A 22,177-nucleotide genomic window follows, 5' to 3' on the forward strand; every position below is an offset into this window, starting at 1 on the left:
GCTACTGCTCGCCCGGCGCGTCCACCAGGGAGATGCGGGCGGTGACCCGTTTGCCGGCCGCCTCCTGGCGCACTTCCAGTGCCTCGGCGAGGGCCATGACGATCTCCAGGCCGTGCTGACCCACCCGTCCGGGGTCGGCGGGCCGGGCCACCGGCAGCACCGGGTTGCCGTCCCGCACGCCGACCTCGAGCGCGTTGCCCGAGATGCGCAGGTCCAGCCGCACGGGGCCGGGCGCGTACTTGCGCGCGTTGGTCACCAGTTCGCTGACCACGAGCTGGGTGACCTCCACGGCACGGGCCGACACGGGCAGACCGTCCGCCGCCTCGGCGGCCCGGGTCAGGAAGGCGGCGGCGAGCCCGCGGGCTCTGGCTATCCACGCACCGTCGCCCTCCAGGGCATACGTGGCCCGCGCCCCCGTCACCGCATCCCCTTCGTCGACTGGAACTGGTTCCATCCGGTCCGCCTTCACTCACCGATCACACCGCGCGACTACCCACGCGGTTCCCCCGCACGCCCCGGCCCCCCGGACACGGCCGACCGGTGCGTGGCACCAGCAAAGTGTGACAGGTGCCGGTGACAGCGCTCCGTCCGCCGCCCCACGCGGCCCGGTGGCGCGCCACCCGGTCGGCCCCGCCCACCCCAACGCCCCACGGTGGTCGGTCCGGCGGACGTCGTGGCCCTCGTCGCGCGGCAGCCGTCCGGCTCGACACGTCCGGCGTCGACGCCGTCCAGCCTCGACGCCGCGTTGCCGGGCATCCGGGCCTCCGGACGAAGCGGCTCCGGCTCGCCGGGCGGCATGCCGGTGTCGTGCGCGCCGTGCACGGCGAGACAGAGTACCCGCAGGGCGTCGCCAGGGTTCACCGGGGACGGCGCGCGCAGCGGTTCGCCGTCGCGCTCGGGGGTGGCTCGTGCCCGAGGGGACGGACCGGGCGACCGGACCGGCGCTCGGTGCCCGCGCGGAATGTCGGGAGGCCGGACGTGCGGGCAAGCGCGACCTCAGTGGGGGAACAGCGCAACCGCAACCGCGACCCGGCCCGAGGTCCGCCCGGCGGCGGGCGCGGTCCGCGGGGAACGTCTGCCGGAGGACGGCCGCGACCCGGCGCGACGGCCGCCCGGCGGTGAGTACAGGACGCCCGGGCGGCGGCTCAGCGGCACTCGGGCGCCCCGGCGGTGGCTCCGCGGTACTCGGGCGCTCGTCGGCCGGGCGTCGGCGGGGGCCGGGCCTCCTCCGTCCGCGGGACGACGCTCAGCCGGCGGTGCCGTCGGCCGTGGCGTGCCCGCTGTCGCTCCGGGCCTCCAGGGCGCGCAGGACCGCCACCATGTCCTCACCGCCGTGGCCCCGGGCGACCGTCTCCTCGTAGAGGGTGTGGCAGACGTCGAGGAGCGGGGAGGCGAGCCCGGCCTCGCGGGCGGCCTCCGCGATGAGGCGGTTGTTCTTCAGGACGTCGGTGGCGGCCGCCTGCACGGAGAAGTCGCCGGCCAGCAGCTTCGGTGCCTTCATGCGGTGGACGGCGCTCGCCATGGGCCCGGCGTCCAGGACGTCGAGGAACGTGCGGCGGTCCAGTCCCTGCCGGTCGGCGAAGTGGAACGCCTCGGTGAGTCCGGTGACCTGCGTGATCAGGAAGATGTTGACGGCGAGCTTCATCAGCAGCCCGCCCGGCGCGGCCCCGCAGTCCACGACCTCACGGCACAGGGGGGCGAGCAGCGGGCGGACCGTGTCCCGGGCGGCCCGGTCGCCGGCCAGCATCGCCACCAACTGTCCCTGTTCCGCCGGGACGCGGGAGCCGGACACGGGCGCCTCGGCGTACGCGCCGCCCGCTGCGCGGACGTCCGCCTCCAGGGCGGCCGAGTGCTCGGGTGCCACGGTTCCCATCTGGACGACGGTTCGTCCGGCGACCCGGCGGGCGAAGTCTGGGGTGCCGCGGGCCAGCAGGGCGTCGGTCGCGGTCTCGTCGGCCGGCATCAGGAACACCACGCCGGCCCGCTCGAACACCTCGGCGGCGCCCTGCGCCACCTCCGCGCCCGCGTCCCGGAGGGGCTCGCACCGGGCGGCTGTGCGGTTCCAGACGACCAACGGGGTCCCCGCCCGCGCGAGTCGCAGCGCCATCGGCGCCCCCATGACCCCGAGTCCGAGAAATCCGACGTTCACGATGCACCACCGTCTCCGGCCGCGCGGGCCTGCCGCGGGTCTGCTGCTCGGGACCGGACTGCCTGCCGGCTGCCGTGCGGCCCGCACCGCCGTGTGCGGCGGGGTGCACGGCGTGGCGCGGCCCGGCGCACGCTTATGACAACGGTCATAGTAGTCGCTGCTATGACGAGCGTCATAGGGTGGAGGCGGAACAGGCCGGACGGCCCGCAGCCCGCAGCCCGGACAGGGAGCGGACCGGACTGTCCCGACGGGAACGGACCGGACTGCCGGGGCAGGAGCAGGCGGAACGGGGCGGCGCACGGTGTGGGAGGTCGAGTGACGGCGGAACGCGACCGGGGACCCCGTGCGCGGATGGTGTTCAGCGCGGCCCAGCTCATCCGGCGGGACGGCGTGGGTGCCACGGGGATGCGGGACGTGGCCGCACACGCGGGCGCGCCCCGCGGCTCACTCCAGCACTACTTCCCCGGCGGCAAGGAGCAGTTGGTCAACGAGGCGGTGGGCTGGGCGGGCGGATACGCCGCGGACCGGGTGGGCCGTTTCGTCGCCGCGCTGCCCGAGCCGACGCCGTCCCGGCTGTTCGCGGCGATGGTGCGGCAGTGGACCGACGAGTACGCGTCCGCGGGATTCGCCGGCGGCTGTCCGGTCGCCGCGGCGACCGTGGACCGCGCCGGGGCTGCCGAGCCGACCCGGCAGGCGGTGGCCGCCGCCTTCACCCGCTGGACCGAGGCAGTGGCCGCGGCGCTGGTGGGGATGGGGGTGCCGCGGGAGCGCGCCGCCTCGCTGTCCACCGTGATGATCAGCGCGCTGGAGGGGGCGATCCTGCTGGCCCGGGCCGAGCGGGACGTCCGGCCGCTGACCGCCGTCGCCCGCGAACTCGGCCCGCTGCTCGACGCGGCGGTCGGCCGACCGCGACCGGAGCAACCGGGACCGGAGCGACCGCCGGGTGACCGGGAACCGGGACGGGGGGACGAAGGACGGTCCCAGGAAGGGGGCGGGGGGCGCGGGACGCCCACCGCGGACTGAACGGACGGGAGCGGCACGGCGGACGCGCCGAGCCACGTTTCCACGGGACTTCGCGCCGAGCAGCGTCCCCACCGAGCTCCCGGGCCGGGACATGGCAGGCTCCGACGCTTCGGGTCCGACGGGCTCGGTCACCGGGTCCCAGGATTTCGGACGTCGACGTTGGAGGTCGGAAGTCGAAAGGTCGTCGCCGAGGTCTCACGGGCTCAGGTCACCGGGGTTCCACAGGCTTCACGCAGGGGCGCCACGGCCCCGCTCCTGCCCCCGGGCCCAATCCTGCCCTCGGACGCTCAGGACTCGTCGGGCGGGCCCGGACACCGGGGTCACGCGGTCTGTCTCCGGCCCCCGGACCCCCGGGCCCCGCGGGGCTTCCACGGGGTCCCGCGCGCTGTTGCGGGGCGGGGCGCGTCCGGTCCGCCGGCCGGGAGGCCCGGGACGGCGACCCAAGGTGACGGTGAAGTTGACTACAGTTACTGCGCCACGTTTTCCGGCCCGCACACGACGAGTGAGGTAACCCCGCACCATGCCGACCGAAACGTTTGAGTTCCAGGTAGAGGCCCGTCAGCTGCTCCAGCTGATGATCCACTCGGTCTACTCGAACAAGGACGTCTTCCTCCGGGAGCTCGTCTCCAACGCCTCCGACGCGCTCGACAAGCTGCGCCTGGCAGCCCTGCGGGACGAGGCGCCCGGCGCCGACGTCTCCGACCTGCACATCGAGCTGGAGATCGACCGCGACGCCCGCACCCTGACCGTGCGGGACAACGGCATCGGCATGTCCTACGACGAGGTCGGCCGGCTCATCGGCACGATCGCCAACTCCGGTACCGCCCAGTTCCTGCGCGAGCTGAAGGAGGCGCAGGACGGGGCCGGCGCGGAGGGGCTGATCGGCCAGTTCGGCGTCGGCTTCTACTCGGCGTTCATGGTGGCCGACGAGGTCACCCTGCTGACCCGGCGGGCGGGCGAGGAGAAGGGCACCCGCTGGTCGTCCCGGGGCGAGGGCACCTACACCCTGGAGGCGGTGGACGACGCCCCGCAGGGCACCTCGGTGGTGCTGCACCTCAAGCCCGCCGACCCCGAGAACCAGCTGCACGACTACACCTCGGTGTGGACGATCAAGGAGATCGTCAAGCGCTACTCGGACTTCATCACCTGGCCGGTGCGACTGGTCGGCGAGAAGGGCGAGGACGGCGCAGTCGCCGAGCCCGAGACGCTCAACTCCATGAAGGCGCTGTGGGCCCGCTCGCGCGACGAGGTCTCCGAGGACGAGTACCACGAGCTGTACAAGCACATCAGCCACGACTGGCGTGACCCGCTGGAGACCATCCAGCTCCAGGCCGAGGGCACCTTCGAGTACCAGGCCCTGCTGTTCGTCCCCGGACACGCCCCGCACGACCTGTTCACCCGCGACTACCGCCACGGGCTCCAGCTGTACGTCAAGCGCGTGTTCATCATGGACGACTGCGAGGCCCTGCTCCCGTCGTACCTGCGCTTCGTCAAGGGCGTGGTGGACGCGCAGGACCTCTCGCTCAACGTGTCCCGGGAGATCCTGCAGCAGGACCGGCACATCCGCATGATGCAGCGCCGTCTGACGAAGAAGGTGCTGTCGTCCGTCCGGTCGATGATGACCGACGACGCGGAGCGGTACGCCACGTTCTGGCGGGAGTTCGGCGCGGTGCTGAAGGAGGGCCTGGTCACCGACTCCGACAACCGCGACGCCATCCTCTCCGTGTGCTCGTTCGCCAGCACGCACCAGGGCGAGGACGGCGACGGCGACGGGCCGGTGTCGCTGCGCTCCTACGTCGAACGCATGCGGGACGGTCAGGACGCGATCTACTACATCACCGGCGAGTCCCGGCAGAGCATCGACAACTCGCCGCACATGGAGGCGTTCCGGGAGCGCGGCATCGAGGTGCTGCTGCTCACGGACCCCGTCGACGAGGTGTGGACCGACGCGGTCGGCGAGTTCGAGGGCAAGCCGCTGCGGTCGATCGCCAAGGGCGAGATCGACCTCGGCACGTCGGAGGAGGAGAAGAGCGAGGGAGAGCGCGAGAAGCAGGCCGAGGAGTACGCCGGTCTGCTCGACTGGATGCGTGAGCAGCTGGACGAGGACATCAAGGAGGTCCGCCTGTCCTCGCGGCTGACGGTGTCGCCCGCCTGTGTGGTGGCGGACGCGAACGACCTGACGCCGGCGCTGGAGAACATGTACCGGGCGATGGGCCAGGAAGTCCCGCGGAGCAAGCGGATCCTCGAACTCAACCCCGATCACGCCCTGGTGAAGGGGCTGAACGCGGCCCACCGGGAGCAGCAGGACCGGTCCGCCCTGGTCGACACTGCGGAGCTGCTGTACTCCCTGGCCGTGGTGGCGGAGGGCGGCCGGCCGAAGGACCCGGCCCGCTTCGTGCGGCTGGTGGCGGACCGGATGGAGCGCGGCCTGTAGCCCGACCGGTGGTTCCACCGGGCGACGGTTCGTCGGGCGGGGCTACGGGGGCGGCCGGTTCGCCCCCGTAGGGGCGGAGGGCTGGGGGCCGGGGTTCCGGGCTCCGGGGTTCCGGTGTGCCGTCGGACGGCCGGTCCCTTCGGTACGGGGCGCCGGGTCACCCTCCGGGGCCAGGGACCGGGGCCGGCGCCTCGCGGCCGGTCGCACTCGCTCAGTCCGACGGCCGGGCCGGGCCCGGCGGCTCCCGCGTCGTGCGCGTCTGTGGCGCGTGCCCGGCAGATCCCGCCAGAGGGGTCCACGGTGCGCGCCCCGCAGATCTCGCCGTAGGGGTCCACGGTGCGTGCCCGGCGGACCCACCGCACGGGTCCGTGGCGCGTGCCGTGCGGCGGTGGCGCGTTTCCGGCCGTGCGGTCGGGGCCGTCGCCGCGCCTGGGGCCGGGCCGCGGCGGCTCGCTCGCGGCGTCCGCTGCGGACGCGGGCCCCACGCCCCCCCGAAGCCCGGTGCTCGAGAACCGGGATCACAGTCATGCACCCTGAGCCCACAGCGGGACGGCCGGCCCGGACAGGACGTCACCCGCGTCGGCACGCCCTGCCGTCGGTCGCGTCGGCACGGCCCGCCGTCACCCCGCAGGGGCCGCCACGCCGTCCACGCCGGCCGCGAGGCGAAGGGGGTCGCCGCCGTGCCGGCCGGGGTCGGCCACCACAGTGGCGAGCCACCGGTGCCGCGGGCGGACCGGGCCGATGTGCGCCCCCGTCCTGTGCGGTGGAGTCTGGGTGCCATGCGGCGCACAGGAGGGCACGGCGGCGGGCCGGCGGACGTGGAGGAGATGCTGGACGAGCTCTACGCGCTGCCACCGTCCGCGTTCGTGCCCCGTCGCGAGGAGCTGGCCGCCGGCGCCAGGTCGGCCGGCCGGGCGGACGACGCCCGGCGGCTTCGCGCGGCACGCCGCCCGCCGCTCGCCGCGTGGGCCGCGAACCTGCTGCGGAGGTCGCGGCCGGAGGAGGCTGAGCGGTTCCTGGAGCTCGGCCGGGCGCTCCGCGAGGCGTACACGGGGCTGGACGCCGCGAGCATGAAGGAGCTGTCGGCGCAGCGGCGTCGGCTCGTCACGCAGCTGACCCGGCAGGCCGCCGGGCTGGCCCGGGACGCCGGGCACCCGCTGTCGGACGCGGTGCAGCGGGACGTGGAGACGACCCTGCACGCCGTGCTCGCCGACCCGGAGGCCGCGGACCGGTGGGCGACCGGCCGGCTGGAGAAGCCGCTGACGCCGCCGTCGGAGTTCCCCGCCGGCGCCGGGGGGACCGCCCCGCCGGCCCGGAAGGCACCTGGCGAGGCCGCACGGCCCGCCCGCCGGACACCGGAGCGTGCCTCCCGGAAGAAGGACGAGCTCGCGGAGCGGCGCCGGGAGCGGCAGCAGCGCCTGGAGCGGGCGCGGGCCGAGGCCGAGGCGGCCGGGGAACGGCTCGGTGGGCGCCGGACGGAGCGGGCGGAGGCGGAGGAGTCCCTGCGGGCGGCACGTGAGCGGGAGCGGGCCGCCGGGGAGGACGTGGCGCGGGCGGAGCAGGAGCTGGCGCGGGCCGAGGAACACGTCCGGTCGGCCCGCGAGGAGCGGGCGCGGGCGGAGGAGGTCCGCGAGGAGGCCGAGGGCCGGGACCGGTCGGCTTCGGACGCGCTGGAACAGGCCGAGCGGGTGGCGGCGGAGGCCGCGCGGGAGGTCCGGCGGCTCTCCCCCCGCGCACGCTGAGCCTCACGCGACGCCCGAGGCTCATCACGGGCCGAACCACGCACACCGAGACGCGCGCAGCCTGAGCCGCGTGCGCACCGAGCACGCGCAGCTTGAGCCACGCACACCGAGACCTCGCGCAGCTGGAGCCGTGGGCGCACCTAAGCTCCCGTTCCCGGCCTCACACACGCCGACACTCCCGCATCCCGCCGTCAGCGACCCCGACACTCAGCAACCCTGCCGCGTGCCCGCCGAGGCTCCCGCGAACCTGACGCGTGCTCACGGAAGCTCCCGCGCCCCGGCCGCGCGGCGCACCCGCGGGCTCCGCGCGGCGTCCCGTCCGGGGCGGTCCGCGAAAGGGACGTGAGCCGGTGCCGCAGGGCCCCGGCGCCACGGCCGCCACGGGCCGCCAGGGGCCATCGCGAGCCGCCACGGACCTCCGCGTGCCCGCCTGCCGCGGCCCACAGCACCACCGGGGCGCCCAGGTAGCGGCCCGCGCATCCGCTCCTGACTCGACGACAACACAACTACCCTCCCCCGGGATGAAGTTCGACCCGCACTTGGCATAGACCTGTCACGGCCGGATCGCTATGCTCGACTCCAACTCCCTGTGAGAGCGCTCTCAGACGGCGGTTGTTCCACCCCCACCTCTGCTGGAACGACGAAGGGCACTTCCCATGAGACGCACCGGACTCACGCATGTCGGCGTGGCCGCACTCCTCATGCTCGGCAGCTGGACCGCGGCCGGCACCCTGCCCGCCTCGGCGAGCGACACCGGTTCGGCCGTCCCGGCCGCCTCCTCCCCCACCGACTCCGAGCCCGCGTCGGCCGGCCTGCTCCAGGCGATGCAGCGCGACCTGGGGCTGACCCGCGCCGAGGCCGAGGCGCAGCTGTCCGCCGAGCGCCGGGCCACCGAGGTCGCCCCCGAGGCACGCGAGGCGGCCGGTTCCGCCTACGGCGGGGCGTGGTTCGACAGCGCCCACGGCACGCTGACCGTCGCCCTGACCGAGGGCACCGACGCCGCGACGGTGAAGGCGGTCCGCGCGACCGGCGCGGCCGTGCGCACCGTCGAGCACAGTGCCGCGACGCTCGACGCCGCCAAGGCCCGCATCGACCGGCTGGACGCCCCCGCGGGGGTCAGCAGTTGGTCGGTGGACCCGACCGCCAACACGGTGGTCGTGACCGTCGTGCGCGAGCAGAAGAGCGACAACGATGTCCGGCGGTTCGTGGCGAAGGCCCGGGAGGCCGGTCCGGTCACCGTGCGCACCGTCCGGGAGGCGGCGGAGACCTTCGCCGCGGGGACGGTCGGCGGCGACCCGTACTACACCGGCAACGTCCGCTGTTCCATCGGCTTCTCGGTGCACGGTGGCTTCGTCACCGCCGGGCACTGCGGGGGCGCGGGTGCGGCGGTGCGCGGCTGGGACGGCTCGCACATCGGCCACTTCCAGGGCTCCTCGTTCCCCGGCAACGACTACGCCTGGGTCAACGTGGGCAGCGGCTGGTGGACCGTCCCCGTCGTGCTCGGCTGGGGCACGGTCCCGGACCAGCTGGTGCGCGGCTCGACCGAGGCGCCGGTCGGCGCGTCCATCTGCCGGTCGGGCTCCACGACCCGCTGGCACTGCGGACGGGTGCTGGCCAAGAACGAGACCGTCAACTACAGCCAGGGCGCGGTGCACCAGATGACGAAGACCAGCGTCTGTGCCCAGCCCGGCGACTCCGGCGGCGCGTTCATCAGCGGTGACCAGGCCCAGGGCGTCACCTCGGGGGGCTGGGGCAACTGCTCCAGCGGCGGTGAGACCTGGTTCCAGCCGGTCAACGAGATCCTCGACCGCTACGGGCTGACGCTGCACACGGCCTGACCGGATCAGCACGACGAGCGGGCCCCGCCGGGCCGGACGACCGGCGGGGCCCGCTTTCGCACGTTCCGTGGTTACTCGGGAGTAAGTGTTATCGGGCCGTGACCCGTTGAGCTGTTACCGCCGGTAAGTAAGCGATGCTAGTTTCCGGTTCATCTTTCCGCAGCAGAGCGAGGAGTGAGCCGTGAGCCGTCTCAGCAGGGTGCTGACCACCGTCGTCGCGACGACCGCCTGCGTCTGTGTGGCCGCACCGCCCGCAGCCGCGAGCGAGCCGGTGGAGTCCCGAGGGGTGACGATCCCCGCCTTCTACACCCCTCCGGAGGAACTCCCCGCGGGGAACGGCGCGTTGGTCCGGCACGAGCCGCTCCGCCTCGGTCTGTCGCTGCCCGGACTGGACGGCCGTACGCTGCCCGGCACCGCCACCCGCCTGATGTACACCTCCACCGACTCGAACGGCCGGCGCGTCGCCGTGACGGGCGCGTACATCGAACCCTCGGCCCGCTGGAAGGGCGAGGGTCCGCGCCCGCTGGTGGTCGTGGGCTCCGGCACCATGGGCCAGGGCGACCAGTGCGCCCCGTCGCTGGCGCTGGAGCGGCCGCTGACGCTCACCGGGGAGACGGTGTCCGTCGGGTACGACAACCTCGCCGTCTACCGGCTGCTCGCCACCGGCGCCGCCGTCGTCGTGACGGACTACTCCGGGCTGGGGACGACCGACCGGCTGCACACCTACGTCAACCGCCTCGACCAGGGCCACGCCATGCTGGACGCGGCCCGCGCCGCGCGCTCCGTGCCCGGGGCGTCCGTCACCGCCGCCTCCCGGGTGGGCCTGTACGGCTACAGCCAGGGCGGCGGGGCCAGCGCGTCCGCGGCCGAGCTGCACGGCACCTACGCCCCCGAACTGCCCCTCGTCGGCACCTACAGCGGTGCCCCGCCCGCCGATCTGACGTCCGTCATGAAGGGCATCGACGGCAGCGCCCTGGCGGCCGCGCTGGGCTGGTCGATCAACGGCTTCGCGCAGGCGGAACCCGATCTGAAGCGGGTCGTCGACGAGCACATCAACAGCGCGGGGCGGGCCGCGCTCGACGACATCGCCACCACCTGCGTCGGGGACGCGATCCTGGGGCACGGCTTCACCAAGAGCACCAAGTGGACCCGCAGCGGCGCCTCGCTCGCCCAGGTCATCGCCGACGAGCCCCGCGCGCAGGCCGTCCTCGACAAGCAGCGCATCGGCACCCTGAAGCCGACCGGACCGGTCCGGGTGGTCACCGGGGTCCAGGACGACATCGTCCCGCACGCCCAGGCCCGCCAACTGGCCGCCGACTGGTGCCGCAAGGGCGGGGACGTGACCTACAAGGCGGTCGCGCTGCCCAACCTGGGGGACAAGCTGCTGACGAACCACCTGGCGCCACTGCTCACCGACCAGAGCGACGCGGTGTCCTGGCTGACCGACCGGCTCGAAGGACGCCCGGCGCAGTCGAACTGCTGGACCATGCCCTTCCAGCGCTAGCACCTCTCGTTCGGATCATGCCCGGGCTCGCGGGGTCCGGTTGATCCGGACGAAGAACCCCGTGAGTCCGGCTGGTCCGGACGAAGGACCCCATGAGCCCGGCCCGGTCCGGACGAACGACCCTGGAAGCCGTGCGACGCGAGGAGCCCCGCACCCTGGACCGGGTGCGGGGCTCCTCGTGCAGAGCGCTGGGCAGGCCTTGCACCTGCATCTCCCCGCAGGAAGCGGGGCGTCTTTCCTTGGACCACCAACGCACGTCATGGTTCCGGCTGTTCGGCCCCATGGCTTGCGTCGATCATAGCGGGCGGGACGCCCGCCGTCACATCCGAGCCCGACCGCCGGCCGATTCAGAAGCCCGGTCGCTCAATCCCATGGAAGGGATCGGTTGGACTTCCCGATCCGGCGAGGGCAGGGTTGACGGGGATCTCCACGATCCACCTGCCGGCCACCCGCGGACGACCGTCGCGCCACCCTGCGACGACCGCACCCCAGCCCCACCCGGAGAGCACCGATGAACCACGTCAGCAACCCCGAGCGCTACGACGGCACCATGCGCTACCGGCGCACCGGCCGCTCGGGGCTCGACCTCCCGCTGCTGTCCCTGGGCTACTGGCACAACTTCGGCGACGACCGGCCCTTCGAGACGCAGCGCGCGATCTCCCTGCGCGCCTTCGACCTCGGCATCACCCACCACGACCTGGCGAACAACTACGGCCCGCCCTACGGCGCCGCGGAGATCAACTTCGGGCGGCTGATGCGGCAGGACCTCGCCCCCTACCGGGACGAGCTGGTGATCTCCACCAAGGCGGGCTGGGACATGTGGCCCGGCCCCTACGGCCAGGGCGGCGGCTCCCGCAAGTACCTCCTGGCGTCCCTGGACCAGTCCCTGAAGCGGATGGGGCTGGAGTACGTGGACATCTTCTACTCGCACCGGCTGGACGCCACCACTCCCCTCGAGGAGACCATGGGCGCGCTCGACACCGCCGTGCGCCAGGGCAAGGCCCTCTACGTCGGCATCTCGTCCTACGACGCCGAGCGCAGCCGCCAGGCAGCGGCCATCCTGCGCGACCTGGGGACGCCGCTGCTGATCCACCAGCCGTCGTACAACATGCTCAACCGCTGGATCGAGACGGACGGCCTGCTGGACGTGGCCCAGGAGGAGGGCTTCGGCGTGATCGGCTTCACCGCGCTCGCCCAGGGCCTGCTGACCGGGCGCTACCTGGACGGCGTGCCGCAGGACTCGCGTGCGGCGGCGGGCACGTCGTTCGACGCCGGGTGGCTCACCGACGACATGCTGCGCCGGCTGCGCGCGCTCGACGACATCGCCGCGAAGCGGGGCCAGACGCTCGCTCAGATGGCCCTCGCCTGGGCCCTGCGCGACCCGCGGGTCACCTCGCTCGTCATCGGCGCCTCGCGCACCGAGCAGCTGGAGCAGAACGTCGCCGCGCTGGAGAATCCCGAATTCAGCGACGAGGAGCTGGCCGAGATCGACCGGTACGCCACCGAGGGCGGCGTCGACCTCTGGCGCGAGGCCCGGCTGGGCACCATGGGCTAGGCCACGGCGGGTCCCCGGCCGGGTGTGCCCGTCCGGGGACGGGGAACGCGGAGCGTGCGCCGGACATCCGCCGGCGCCACGCCCACTCCTTCGGACGGCGCCATGCAGACCTTCCTGCCCTACCCGGACTTCGACGCGACGGCGCTGGTGCTGGACCGGCGCCGGCTGGGCAAGCAGCGGGTCGAGGCGCTGCAGGTGCTGCGCGGTCTGACGGTGCCCGGCTACGGGTGGCGGCGTCACCCCGCGGTCCGCATGTGGACCGGGTACGAGGAGGCCCTGGTGCGCTACGGCCTGGAGATCTGCCGGGTGTGGCGGGACCGGGGGCACCAGGACAGCTGTGCCGCCAAGCTGGTGGCGGAGCTCGCCGCCGTCCGTCCGGGCGCACCGGTGCGCGAGCAGCGGGAGCTGGCCGACGCCGGGGAGCTGCCGCCCTGGCTGGGCGACCCGGGGCTGCACCGCAGCCACCGCTCGGCCCTTCTCCGCAAGGACCCCGAGGTCTACGGGGGCGTCTTCCCCGGGGAGCCGGACGACCTCCCGTACCTCTGGCCGGCGTCCGACCGCGACCCCGAAGCCGTCACCGGCTGACGGGCGCGACGGCACCGGGGCCGCCGGACGCCCCGGTTCAACGCCCCCTGGGTTCAACGCCCCCGGACCAGCGCCCTCGGTCCAGCGCCCCGGTCCAGCGCCCGGTTCAGCGCCCCCGCAGGGCGGCGAGGACGTCGTCCAGATCGGCGGGGCGCGGGCGGTTGTGGGGCAGCCGGGCCAGGAGGGCCGCCATGCCGCAGGTGTCGGTGAGCGCCGAGAGGACGAGGCCGGCGGCGATCCCGGCGGACAGCAGCCGGAAGGCGGGGTGCACCAGCAGGTCCAGGACGAGTCCGAGCAGGACCAGCGTGCCCGCGGCGAGCCGCACCTGGCGTTCCATGCTCCACGTGGCCCGGGTGGCGCAGGCGGCCGGCCGGTCCAGCTCGTACCCCCGTGCGGCCCAGGCGGTGGTGCCGCCGGTGAGGGTGACGGCGGCGACGCCGTGTCCGGCGAGCCGGCCGGCGGCCCGTGCGGAGCGGTTGCCGGAGGCGCAGACGACCAGGACGTCGCCGCGGCCGGCGGCGTCCCGCAGGGCGGGCAGGGCGCGCCCGAGGTGGTCCAGGGGGAGGTTCAGCGCGCCGGGCAGGTGGCCGGAGGCGTACTCGCCGGGGGTGCGCACGTCGATGACGGTGCAGCGGTGCAGCCGGGCGCGGGCCTCGTCGGGGCCGATGGCGGAGGGGGTCACGGGGGCGGTCATGGCGGGGTGGTCCTTTACTGGTCGACGCCGTCCCGAAACGGGACGTACCATACCCCGAGGGGTATGCAGGGAGGAGTGGTTGTGGAGCTGGAACTGGAGGGTGCGGATCTGAAGGCCGTGCTGAACCGGCTGCGCCGGGCCCAGGGGCAGATCTCCGGGGTGATCCGGATGATCGAGGAGGGCCGGGACTGCGAGGAGGTCGTCATGCAGCTGGCGGCCGCGTCCCGGGCGCTGGACCGGGCGGGCTTCGCGATCATCGCCACCGGGCTGCAGCAGTGCCTGGCCGATGTCGAGTCGGGCCGCCGCAACGGCGAGGACGCCGAGGAGATGCGGGCCCGGCTGGAGAAGCTGTTCCTGTCGCTGGCCTGACCGGTCCGTGTCCGTCGCCGCCCGGACCGGTGCGGGCGGCGGCCGGGCCGGCGGCGGGCGCGCGGGTGCCGGGTGCGTCACCACACCGCGTCGGCCAGCATCAGGGCAGCGACGGCCAGCAGCAGCGCCGCGAAGACCCGCCGCAACGCCGTCCCCGAGATCCTGGCCGCCAGCCGCTTGCCGTCCCAGGCGCCGAGGACGGCCGCGGCGGTGAAGGGGCCGACGACCGCCCAGTCGAGGGTGTCGATCGTGCCCGCCCGCTGGGTGAGCGCGGCGAGAGCGTTGACGGCCACGACGACCAGGCCCGTACCCACGGCGACGCGCAGGCGCAGGCCGAGCACGCCGGTCAGCGCCGGTACGGCGAGGAAGCCGCCGCCGACGCCGAGGGTGCCGGTGACCGCGCCGAGCCCGACGCCCGCCGCGGCGGCCCGGACCGGCCGCACGGGGACGCCGTCGGCGGCCGGGGCGGGCGGGCGCAGCATGCGGACCGCGGCGACCGCCGCCACCAGGGCGAACGCCCCGGTGAGCACGGCGCCCGGCAGGCGAGCGGCGAGCGCGCCCCCGAGCGCGGCGGGCACGACGCCCGCCGCGGCGAACAGCAGGCCGGTGCGCCACCGGACCAGGCCGTCGCGGGCGTGGGCGGACAGGGCCGCGGCGGAGGTGAGGACGACGATGACGAGGCCGGCGGTGGTGGCCGCGACCGGGGTGAAGCCCAGCGGGTAGATCAGCGCGGGGGCGGCCAGGACGCTGCCGCCGCCTCCGAGCGCACCCAGGGCGAGACCGACGAGGGCGCCCGCGGCCAGGGCGAGAAGGAGCGTGCTCACGTGACCGTGCCGCTCCCGCCGTGGCCGTCACCGTACCGCGCGGGGCGGCGTCCCGTACGGGGCGTGCCGTCCGGGGCGGGGGCGGTGCGAGGGCGCCCGCCGGCCCGCGGCGGCGCGGGGCGCGCGGACGCCGGGAGCGCGCCGGCCCGGCGGGGGGCGCGGGGCTCGGTCCGCCGCCCGGCCGGCAGGGGCCGTCCCGGGGCACTACGGAGGTGTGCGGTCCCGGGCGCCGCGCCCGTGGGCGGGCCGTCCGGGGGCGCGGGGAACCGGCGGAGGACGTTCATACCGGTCGGTGCTCTTTCGTCTCGGTGTGCTTGCGCCGTCAGGCAGAAGGGGTGGTTCGGTGTCCTTGCGCCGTCAGGCAGAAGTGGTGGTCCCGGTGTGCTTGCGCCGTCAGGCAGGGGTGGTGGTCGTGAGGCCGGCGCGTTCCGCACCGTCGAACGAGTCGTCGACCGCGACGACCTCGCGGCCGGCCGCGTCGAGCAGGGACGCCGCGATGGCGGCGCGCATGCCGCTCGCGCAGTGGACCCAGACCCGGCCGTCGGGGATCTCGCCGAGCCGTCCGCGCAGGCTGTGCAGAGGGATGTGGACCGAGCCCCGGACGTGTCCCTCGGCGCGCTCGGAGTCGCGGCGGACGTCGAGGACGACGGCCCGCTCGTCGGTGGGCCGGCCGGCGAGGTCGGCGAAGGTGGCGCGGGGGAAGGAGGCGGCGGCCTCACCGTCGCGCAGCCAGCTCGCCGGGTCCCCGGTGGCCGCCGCGGCGGGGCGGTCGATGCCGACCCGGGCCAGTTCCCGCTGGGCGGCGGCCAGCTGTGCCGCGGACTCGGCGAGCAGGGTGACCGGCTTGCCCCACGGGACCAGCCAGGCCAGGTAGGTGGCGAGTTTGCCGTCGGCCTCGAAGTTCAGGGAGCCGGACACATGGCCCTCGGCGAAGGCGACCCGGTGGCGCAGGTCGACCACCCACTCCCCCGCGGCGAGCCGCCGGGCGATCTCGTCGGCGTCCGCCGGGGCGGGCGGGGTCAGGTCGATCGGAGCGGGGCCGTCGGCGTTGACCGGCGCCATGTGGGCGTAGTAGGCGGGGGCGTCGTCCAGCCCGGCCAGCAGGTCCGCGACGAAGGCGTCGACGTCCCGGGTGAGCGCGTCGTTGGACGCGCGTTCCTTGCCGATGGTGGTGGAGTCGTCCGTGGCCCGGCCGGAGGAGGAGCAGAAGCTGCCGAACCCGTGGGTCGGCAGCACGGCTGTCGCGTCGGGCAGTTCGGCGGCCAGTCGTCGGACGGAGGCGTGCTGGGCCCGGGCGAGCGACTCGGTCAGGCGGGGTTCGACGAGGTCGGGGCGGCCGACGGCGCCGATGAGCAGGGAGCCTCCGGTGAACACGGCGACCTCGGCGCCGCGCTCGCGCAGGACGTAGGCGGTGTGGTGCGGGGTGTGACCGGGCGTCGCCATGGCCCGCAGGGTCAGGCCGGCGGCCTCGTCGACGGTCACCTCGTCGCCGTCGCGCACGGGCGTGCGGGCGAAGGAGACCCGGGCGTCGGCGGGCACCAGGTGGGCGGCGCCGGTGAGACGGGCGAGTTGCAGGCCGCCGCTGACGTAGTCGTTGTGGACATGGGTCTCGACGACATGGCCGATGCGCACGCCGCGCCGGGCCGCGGCGGCGACGACGCGGTCGATGTCCCGCGGCGGGTCCACCACTACGGCCGTGTGCTCGCCGCCGGCCAGATGGCCGCGGTTGCCGAGTCCTGGCACCTCGATCGTGTCGACGAAGAACACGTCCTGCTCCTTCCGGTGTGCATATTACCCCGGGGGGTATCCGTGACCTCGACGGTAGCACGTACCCCCGGGGGTATACCGCGCCCGGTGGCGGGGCCGGCGTCCGACCGCGCCGCCCGTGGGCCGGGTGCCCCCGCCGGGACGCGCGGATGCCCCGGCGGCTCCTCGGAAGAGGGCCGCCGGGGCATCCGGTGCCGCGGGGTCACGCGCGGTGCTCGCCGTGCGGGACGACGGGGCCGGGGGCGTTCCCCGGCCATCGCATCACTTCGAGCTCAGGTAGTCCTCCACGCCCGGGGCCGTGTGGGCGTCCTCGGCGTTGACGACCGCGCCGACGGCCTTCGCGTCCGGCTTGAGGACGTACGTCTCGACGCTCGCCGGGCGGTCGACGTCGGAGAAGTTCTGCGCGGTGCCGAGACCGGTGTCGGCGTTGGTCTGCGCGCGGTGCGCCTTGACGACGTCCTCACGGCTGAGGCCGCCCGCCTCGCAGGCCGCCTTCAGGTCGTTGCCCAGCAACTGGGCCGCGTTGTAGCCGGAGAGCACGCCGGAGTCCACCGGGGAGTCCGGGTACTTCTTCTGGTACGAGGCCACCATCTTCTGCACGCCGGGCAGGTCGCTGCTGACCGCGGGCGCCGCGCTCACGACGTGCAGCATGGCCGCGAGGGCGGGCGCGGCGGGGGTCTTCATCAGCTGCGGCGCGAAGCCGGGGGCGCTGCTGACCACCGGGACCTTCAGCCCGCGCGAGGCGGCCACACCGACGAGGGAGGCGGTCTGGGCGGGACCCGCGCTGATCAGGACCGCCTTCACGCCCTCCTTGCGCAGCGCCGACACCTGCGCCGACAGGTCGGTGTCGGTGGCCTGGATCTTCTGCCCGGCGATCTTCAGACCGGCCTTCTCGGCCGCCCAGGTGGACCCTTCCAGCGCGTTGGTGCCGTAGTCGCCCTCGAAGTAGACGTGGCCGATGGTGTCGCCCTTCTTCAGGCCCTTGGTGCGGGTGAGGAAGTCGACCGCGGCGATCATGTCGACGTCGTAGGTGGTGCCGAGCACCTGGATGGCGTCCTTGCCGAGCAGGGACGCGGCCCAGGCCTGCGGGAAGGTCAGCATCTTGTCGCGCTGGATGTCGTCGAGCAGGGCGGCGACCACCGGGGAGCCGATGACCTGCGGCAGGGCGACCACGTCGGGGGCGATGTCGGCGTAGGCGGTGACCGCCTTCTGCACGTCGTAGCCGTGGTCCTTGACGACGATCTCGATCTTGCGGTCGCAGATGCCGCCCTCGGCGTTGGTCTCCTCGGCCCACATCTGCTGGGCCTGCACGATGCTCTTGCCGAGGGTGGCGTACGGGCCGGTCAGGTCGGTGAGGGCGCCCAGTCTGATGGTGTCGGCGGTGACGCCGGGACCGGTGCGCACGCCGTCGGCCGCGTCGCCGTCCCCCTTGCCGCTGTCCGCCTTGGAACTGCACCCGGTGGCCGCGAGCAGCAGGGCGAGGGTGCCGGCGAGGACGGTACCGGTGGTGCGACGCCGGTTGCGGCGAGTGCGGTGGGTGGTGTTCACGGGGTGTGCTCCTTGGTTCGTGCGGCTGCGGGGGCTTGCGGGGGCGAAGGGACAGGGGTCTCGGCGGGCGGGCGGGCGCGGCGGCGCCGGATGCGTTCGCGGGTCCGGCGGGCCAGGCCGTGCAGGCCGTCGGGCGCGTACAGCAGGACGAGGACGATCGCGGCGCCGTAGAGGTAGCGGGCCGCCTCGGTGGGTCCGACGGCGCCCTCGGCCGAGCCGGGGGCGGCGACCAGGGGGAGCTGGTCGGCGTACCGGGTCATCAGCAGCGGCAGCGCGGTGACGAACACGGCGCCCGCGGTGGCTCCGGCGACGGAGCCGAGCCCGCCGATGACGATCATGGCGAGGTAGTCGACGGAGAGGATCAGGGAGAAGTAGTCCGGGACGACCCGGCGGAAGGCGAGCGCCAGGAGGACGCCCGCGAGTCCGGCGTACATGGACGACAGCACGAACGCCGCCGAACGGTGCCGGGCGACGTCGACGCCCATCACCGAGGCCGCGGTCTCGCTGTCGCGCAGCGCGGCGAGCGCCCGGCCGGGGCGCCCGCGCAGCAGGCCGCGGGCGGTGAACCAGGTCAGCGCGAACAGCGCCAGCCCGAGGAACCACAGTCGCTCCTCGGCGCCGAACGGCACGCCGAGCACGGTCAGTTCGGGGTCGGTCTCGGCGAAGGTGAACCCGCCGACGGAGAGCGGCGGCACGGAGCGTCCGTTGAAGCCGCCGGTGACGGAGTCGGCGGTGAGCAGGACGTGGTGGCCGAGGAAGACCAGGGCGAGCGTGGCGATGCCGAGGTAGATGCCCTTGACCCGGGCGGCGACGGGGCTGAACAGTCCGCCCGCCGCACCGGCGAGCAGCACCGCGAGGACGGCGGCGAGGACCGGCGGCAGGCCCGCCCCGGGGTCCCCGGCGAACCAGGCGTACCCGTACGCCCCGACGGCGAGGAAGAAGGCGTGTCCCAGGGAGAGCTGGCCGGCGGTGCCGGAGAGCAGCGCGAGGCCGATGGCGCCGATGGCGGCGGCCATGGAGAACAGGCCGATGCGCAGCCAGAAGGCGTCCAGGTAGAAGGGGGGCAGGCACAGCAGGACGGCGAGCACCAGGAGCGTGGCCCGGCGGCGGGTGAGGGCGGCGAGGAGGCGGTCAGACACGGGCCACCCCCTTGGCGCCGAACAGCCCGGTGGGCCGCACCAGGAGCACCAGCAGCATCACGGCGTACGGGGCGACGTCTCCGAAGCCGTCGCCGAGGAGGTGGAGTTCGGACTGGTAGCCGACCACCAGGGCCTCGGTGAGGCCGATGAGCAGGCTGCCCGCCAGCGCGCCGGCCGGGGAGGCGAGCCCGCCGAGGATCGCGGCCGGGAAGGCGTTGAGCGCGATCTGTCCGGTGGTGCGCTCCAGGCCGGGTGCCGGGAAGGCCGCGAGGAACACGGCCGCCAGGGCGGCCAGCGCGCCCGCCAGGCACCAGGCTCCCGCCCGTACCCGGCCGAGCCGGACGCCCATGAGGGCGGCGGCCTCCAGGTCCTCCGCCGCGGCCCGCAGCGACAGGCCCCAGGGGGTGAAGCGGAAGAGGGCGAAGACCGCGCCGATGACCACGGTCGACACCACGATGGCGGCGAGCCGGCTGTCGGCGACGGTCACCGGTCCGAGTTCGGTGACCGAGGAGCCCCACGGGTCGCCCAGCGACAGCAGGTCGCCGCCGATGCGGCGGGCCAGGTCGGTGAGCAGGACGATGTCGATGCCGATGGTGACGATGGTCTGCACGTGCGCGGCGTGGCCGTCCTGCCCGCCGCGTTGCAGCAGGAACCGGTCGACGACGCCCGCGAGGGCGGCGGTGGCGAGGACGGCCAGCGCCATGGCTCCCGCGAAGCCGAGGTCGTCGTGCAGGACGGCGATCAGGTAGCCGCCGAACAGCAGCATGGAGCCGTGGGCGAAGTTGAGGACGCCCGACGCCTTGAAGATGACGACGAAGCCGAGCGCGACGAGCGCGTACACCGCGCCGAGCGCCACGCCGCCGAGGACGTTGTCCAGGAACCCGGTCATGCCACCTCCTCCCCCGCGCTGCCGGCCTTCGAGCCCGGCGCCGTGTCCGGCGCCCCGCCCGGCTCCGCGCCCGCCGACGGATCGGCGGCCCCGTTCGCCCGCGGTGCGCCGGGCGTCGCCCCGGTGCCGAGGTAGGCGCGCAGCACCTCGGGGTCCCGGCGGACCTCGTCGGGGGTGCCGTGCGCGATGGCCCGCCCGAAGTCGAGCACGGTGACGTCGTCGGCGAGCCGCATCACCAGGCCCATGTCGTGCTCCACCAGCACGATGGAGAGCCCGAGTTCGGCCCGCAGTGCGGCAACGGCCTCGGCCGTGCGGGCGCGTTCGGTGGCGTTCATGCCGGCCACGGGTTCGTCGAGCAGCAGCACACGGGGCTCCAGACAGAGGGCGCGGGCGAGTTCCACCCGCTTGCGGTCGCCGTACGACAGCAGCGCGACCGGGCTGTCGAAGTGGGCGCCGAGACCGGTCAGTTCGGCGATCTCCCGGGCGCGGTCGAGGTGTTCGCGCTGTTCGCGCACCGCGCCCGGCAGGCGCAGGGCGGTGGCGGCGAAGCCGGCGCGGGAGAGGGCGTGGCGGCCGAGCATCAGGTTGTCGGCGACCGTGCCGTGGGTGGTGACGATGTTCTGGAAGGTACGGGCCACGCCGAGCGCGGCGATGCGGTGCGGGGCGAGCCGGGTCAGCTCGGTGTCGCCGAGCGTCACCGTGCCGGCGGCCGGGCGGCACAGGCCGGACAGCACGTTGAAGCAGGTCGACTTGCCGGCGCCGTTGGGTCCGATGAGCGCGTGCACCGAGCCGGGGGCGACGGTGAACGACACCTCGTCCAGGGCGGTGAGCCCGGCGAAGCGCACGGTCACCCCCCGGACGTCGAGCACGGGCGGCGCGGCGGAGGTGCGGTCCTTCACGCGGCCCCCCGGTCCTCGGCCGCCTCGCCCAGGTAGAGGCGGCGCACGGCGTCGGTGCGGGCGAGTTCGGCGGCGGGGCCGGACAGCCGGGTCTCCCCGACCTCCAGGACGTGCGCGTGGTCGGCGAGGGAGAGCGCCATGCCGGCGTTCTGTTCGACCAGCAGCACGGCGGTGCCCTGGGCGTTGATCTCCCGGATCACCTCGGCGATCCGGTCCACCATCTGCGGGGCGAGGCCGAGAGACGGCTCGTCGAGCAGGAGCAGCCGCGGCGCGGCCATCAGGGCCCGGCCGATCGCCAGCATCTGCTGCTCACCGCCGGACAGCAGTCCCGCGGCCTGCGCGGTGCGCTCGGCGAGCCGGGGGAACAGCGCGAACACGCGGTCCCGGGCCTCCTGCGTCCGGGACCGGTCGCGGCGGGTCAGTCCGAGCCCGCCGCTGCGCAGGTTCTCGTCCACCGAGAGACCGGCGAACACCCGCCGCCCCTCGGGGACCTGGACGACTCCGGCCCGCACCGCCGTGACGGGGTCCTTGCCGTCGAGCACCGTGTCGCCGTAGCGGATGCGACCGCCCGTGACGGCGCCGCGGTGCAGGCGCAGGGTGCCGGACACGGCGCGCAACAGGGTCGTCTTGCCCGCGCCGTTGGCGCCGAGCAGAGCCACGACGGCGCCGTGCGGCACGGTCAGGGACACGGAACGGAGGGCGGACAGGGCGCGCCCGTACGTCACGTCGACGCTCTCGACGTGCAGGGCGGGCCGGTCGTCCGGTGGTGCTTCGGGCATCACGGCTCCTCGGGGCCGTACCGCGGGACGGCGACGGCTTGGTGGGAAGGGGGGAGGCCACGACAGCACGGGCGCGGGCGGGCGGTACAGCGTTGAGCCGCCTCTCGCTGCGGGTTCCCAACCGGCCGGGGCGGGGGTTGTGCCGGTGCCCATGCCCTCCGGGCAGGTGGCGGGCGGTGGGGCGGCCGTCGGGGGCGGGTGCCGGGACGGCCCCGGGCGCCGGGGTCGCCGGCGGCGCGGACGGTGGGGCGGCCCGCCCGGGTGCCGGAACCGGCCGGGAGTCGCCGACGGCGCGATCCCGGGGCGCGGCCCGGCACCGCGCGACGGGACCGTCCTGGGTGCGGTCCACGGGTGCGGCGGCCGAGGCCCGCGGACGGGGGCCCGCGGACCGGGCTGCGCGCATTCGGGCGCACGGGGCGCGGGGCACGGCCGTCGGCTC

18 protein-coding genes are annotated in these 22,177 nt (G+C 74.9%); 8 read left to right on the top strand and 10 right to left on the bottom strand.

What is annotated here, in order from left to right:
- Position 1: 1 nt before the first annotated feature.
- Together AB0F01_RS19350 and AB0F01_RS19355 are read right to left on the bottom strand one after the other, a co-directional pair.
- The gene (locus AB0F01_RS19350; RefSeq protein ID WP_362096891.1) at positions 2 to 454 is read right to left on the bottom strand and encodes an ATP-binding protein; all 453 of its coding nucleotides are present in this window, start codon (positions 452 to 454) and stop codon (positions 2 to 4) included.
- Positions 455 to 1,246: 792 nt separating this feature from the next.
- Entirely contained in the window at positions 1,247 to 2,149 is a 903-nt protein-coding gene (locus AB0F01_RS19355) for an NAD(P)-dependent oxidoreductase (protein ID WP_362096894.1), read from the bottom strand.
- Between the two features lie 351 nt (positions 2,150 to 2,500).
- Between AB0F01_RS19355 and AB0F01_RS19360 the strand changes: the two genes are divergently transcribed.
- From AB0F01_RS19360 to AB0F01_RS19390, 7 genes are all read left to right on the top strand, one after another.
- Positions 2,501 to 3,172 (top strand): TetR/AcrR family transcriptional regulator, encoded by a 672-nt coding sequence (locus AB0F01_RS19360; protein WP_362096897.1) that lies wholly within the window; start codon positions 2,501 to 2,503, stop codon positions 3,170 to 3,172.
- 520 nt (positions 3,173 to 3,692) lie between these two features.
- Positions 3,693 to 5,606 carry a molecular chaperone HtpG gene (gene htpG, locus AB0F01_RS19365; protein ID WP_362096900.1) on the top strand — a complete coding sequence of 638 codons (1,914 nt, stop codon included), beginning with the start codon at positions 3,693 to 3,695 and terminating at the stop codon, positions 5,604 to 5,606.
- A 779-nt stretch (positions 5,607 to 6,385) separates the two neighbouring features.
- Entirely contained in the window at positions 6,386 to 7,348 is a 963-nt protein-coding gene (locus tag AB0F01_RS19370; protein ID WP_362096903.1) for a hypothetical protein, read from the top strand.
- 656 nt (positions 7,349 to 8,004) lie between these two features.
- On the top strand, positions 8,005 to 9,186 hold the full coding sequence (locus tag AB0F01_RS19375; protein ID WP_362096905.1) for a S1 family peptidase: 1,182 nt from the start codon (positions 8,005 to 8,007) through the stop codon (positions 9,184 to 9,186).
- Positions 9,187 to 9,367: 181 nt separating this feature from the next.
- Positions 9,368 to 10,690, top strand: a complete 1,323-nt coding sequence (locus AB0F01_RS19380) for a lipase family protein (protein ID WP_362096907.1) — start codon at positions 9,368 to 9,370, stop codon at positions 10,688 to 10,690.
- Between the two features lie 511 nt (positions 10,691 to 11,201).
- Positions 11,202 to 12,245, top strand: a complete 1,044-nt coding sequence (mgrA, locus tag AB0F01_RS19385; protein WP_362096909.1) for an L-glyceraldehyde 3-phosphate reductase — start codon at positions 11,202 to 11,204, stop codon at positions 12,243 to 12,245.
- Positions 12,246 to 12,347: 102 nt separating this feature from the next.
- Positions 12,348 to 12,830 (top strand): MSMEG_6728 family protein, encoded by a 483-nt coding sequence (locus AB0F01_RS19390; RefSeq protein WP_362097205.1) that lies wholly within the window; start codon positions 12,348 to 12,350, stop codon positions 12,828 to 12,830.
- A gap of 106 nt (positions 12,831 to 12,936) precedes the next feature.
- On the opposite strand, the gene AB0F01_RS19395 is transcribed toward AB0F01_RS19390, so the two are convergent.
- Positions 12,937 to 13,524, bottom strand: coding sequence for a rhodanese-like domain-containing protein (locus AB0F01_RS19395; protein ID WP_362096911.1), 588 nt, complete (start codon positions 13,522 to 13,524; stop codon positions 12,937 to 12,939).
- Positions 13,525 to 13,605: 81 nt separating this feature from the next.
- Between AB0F01_RS19395 and AB0F01_RS19400 the strand changes: the two genes are divergently transcribed.
- Positions 13,606 to 13,893 (top strand): metal-sensitive transcriptional regulator, encoded by a 288-nt coding sequence (locus tag AB0F01_RS19400; RefSeq protein WP_362097208.1) that lies wholly within the window; start codon positions 13,606 to 13,608, stop codon positions 13,891 to 13,893.
- Between the two features lie 77 nt (positions 13,894 to 13,970).
- On the opposite strand, the gene AB0F01_RS19405 is transcribed toward AB0F01_RS19400, so the two are convergent.
- The 7 genes from AB0F01_RS19405 to AB0F01_RS19435 form a co-directional block, all read right to left on the bottom strand.
- The gene (locus tag AB0F01_RS19405; protein ID WP_362096913.1) at positions 13,971 to 14,717 is read right to left on the bottom strand and encodes a sulfite exporter TauE/SafE family protein; all 747 of its coding nucleotides are present in this window, start codon (positions 14,715 to 14,717) and stop codon (positions 13,971 to 13,973) included.
- A gap of 393 nt (positions 14,718 to 15,110) precedes the next feature.
- Positions 15,111 to 16,484 (bottom strand): MBL fold metallo-hydrolase, encoded by a 1,374-nt coding sequence (locus AB0F01_RS19410; protein ID WP_362096916.1) that lies wholly within the window; start codon positions 16,482 to 16,484, stop codon positions 15,111 to 15,113.
- 261 nt (positions 16,485 to 16,745) lie between these two features.
- The gene (locus tag AB0F01_RS19415; RefSeq protein ID WP_362096919.1) at positions 16,746 to 18,032 is read right to left on the bottom strand and encodes an ABC transporter substrate-binding protein; all 1,287 of its coding nucleotides are present in this window, start codon (positions 18,030 to 18,032) and stop codon (positions 16,746 to 16,748) included.
- Positions 18,029 to 19,171, bottom strand: a complete 1,143-nt coding sequence (locus tag AB0F01_RS19420) for a branched-chain amino acid ABC transporter permease (RefSeq protein ID WP_362096921.1) — start codon at positions 19,169 to 19,171, stop codon at positions 18,029 to 18,031. Before AB0F01_RS19420 ends, AB0F01_RS19415 begins: the two co-directional genes overlap by 4 nt.
- Positions 19,164 to 20,060, bottom strand: a complete 897-nt coding sequence (locus AB0F01_RS19425; RefSeq protein WP_362096923.1) for a branched-chain amino acid ABC transporter permease — start codon at positions 20,058 to 20,060, stop codon at positions 19,164 to 19,166. Before AB0F01_RS19425 ends, AB0F01_RS19420 begins: the two co-directional genes overlap by 8 nt.
- Entirely contained in the window at positions 20,057 to 20,959 is a 903-nt protein-coding gene (locus AB0F01_RS19430; RefSeq protein WP_362096925.1) for an ABC transporter ATP-binding protein, read from the bottom strand. The genes AB0F01_RS19425 and AB0F01_RS19430 overlap by 4 nt, the downstream gene beginning before the upstream one ends.
- Positions 20,956 to 21,738, bottom strand: a complete 783-nt coding sequence (locus AB0F01_RS19435) for an ABC transporter ATP-binding protein (protein ID WP_362096928.1) — start codon at positions 21,736 to 21,738, stop codon at positions 20,956 to 20,958. The genes AB0F01_RS19430 and AB0F01_RS19435 overlap by 4 nt, the downstream gene beginning before the upstream one ends.
- Between the last annotated feature and the right edge of the window lie 439 nt (positions 21,739 to 22,177).

It is taken from the genome of Streptomyces sp. NPDC029526 (assembly GCF_040637405.1).
GTDB lineage: Bacteria > Actinomycetota > Actinomycetes > Streptomycetales > Streptomycetaceae > Streptomyces.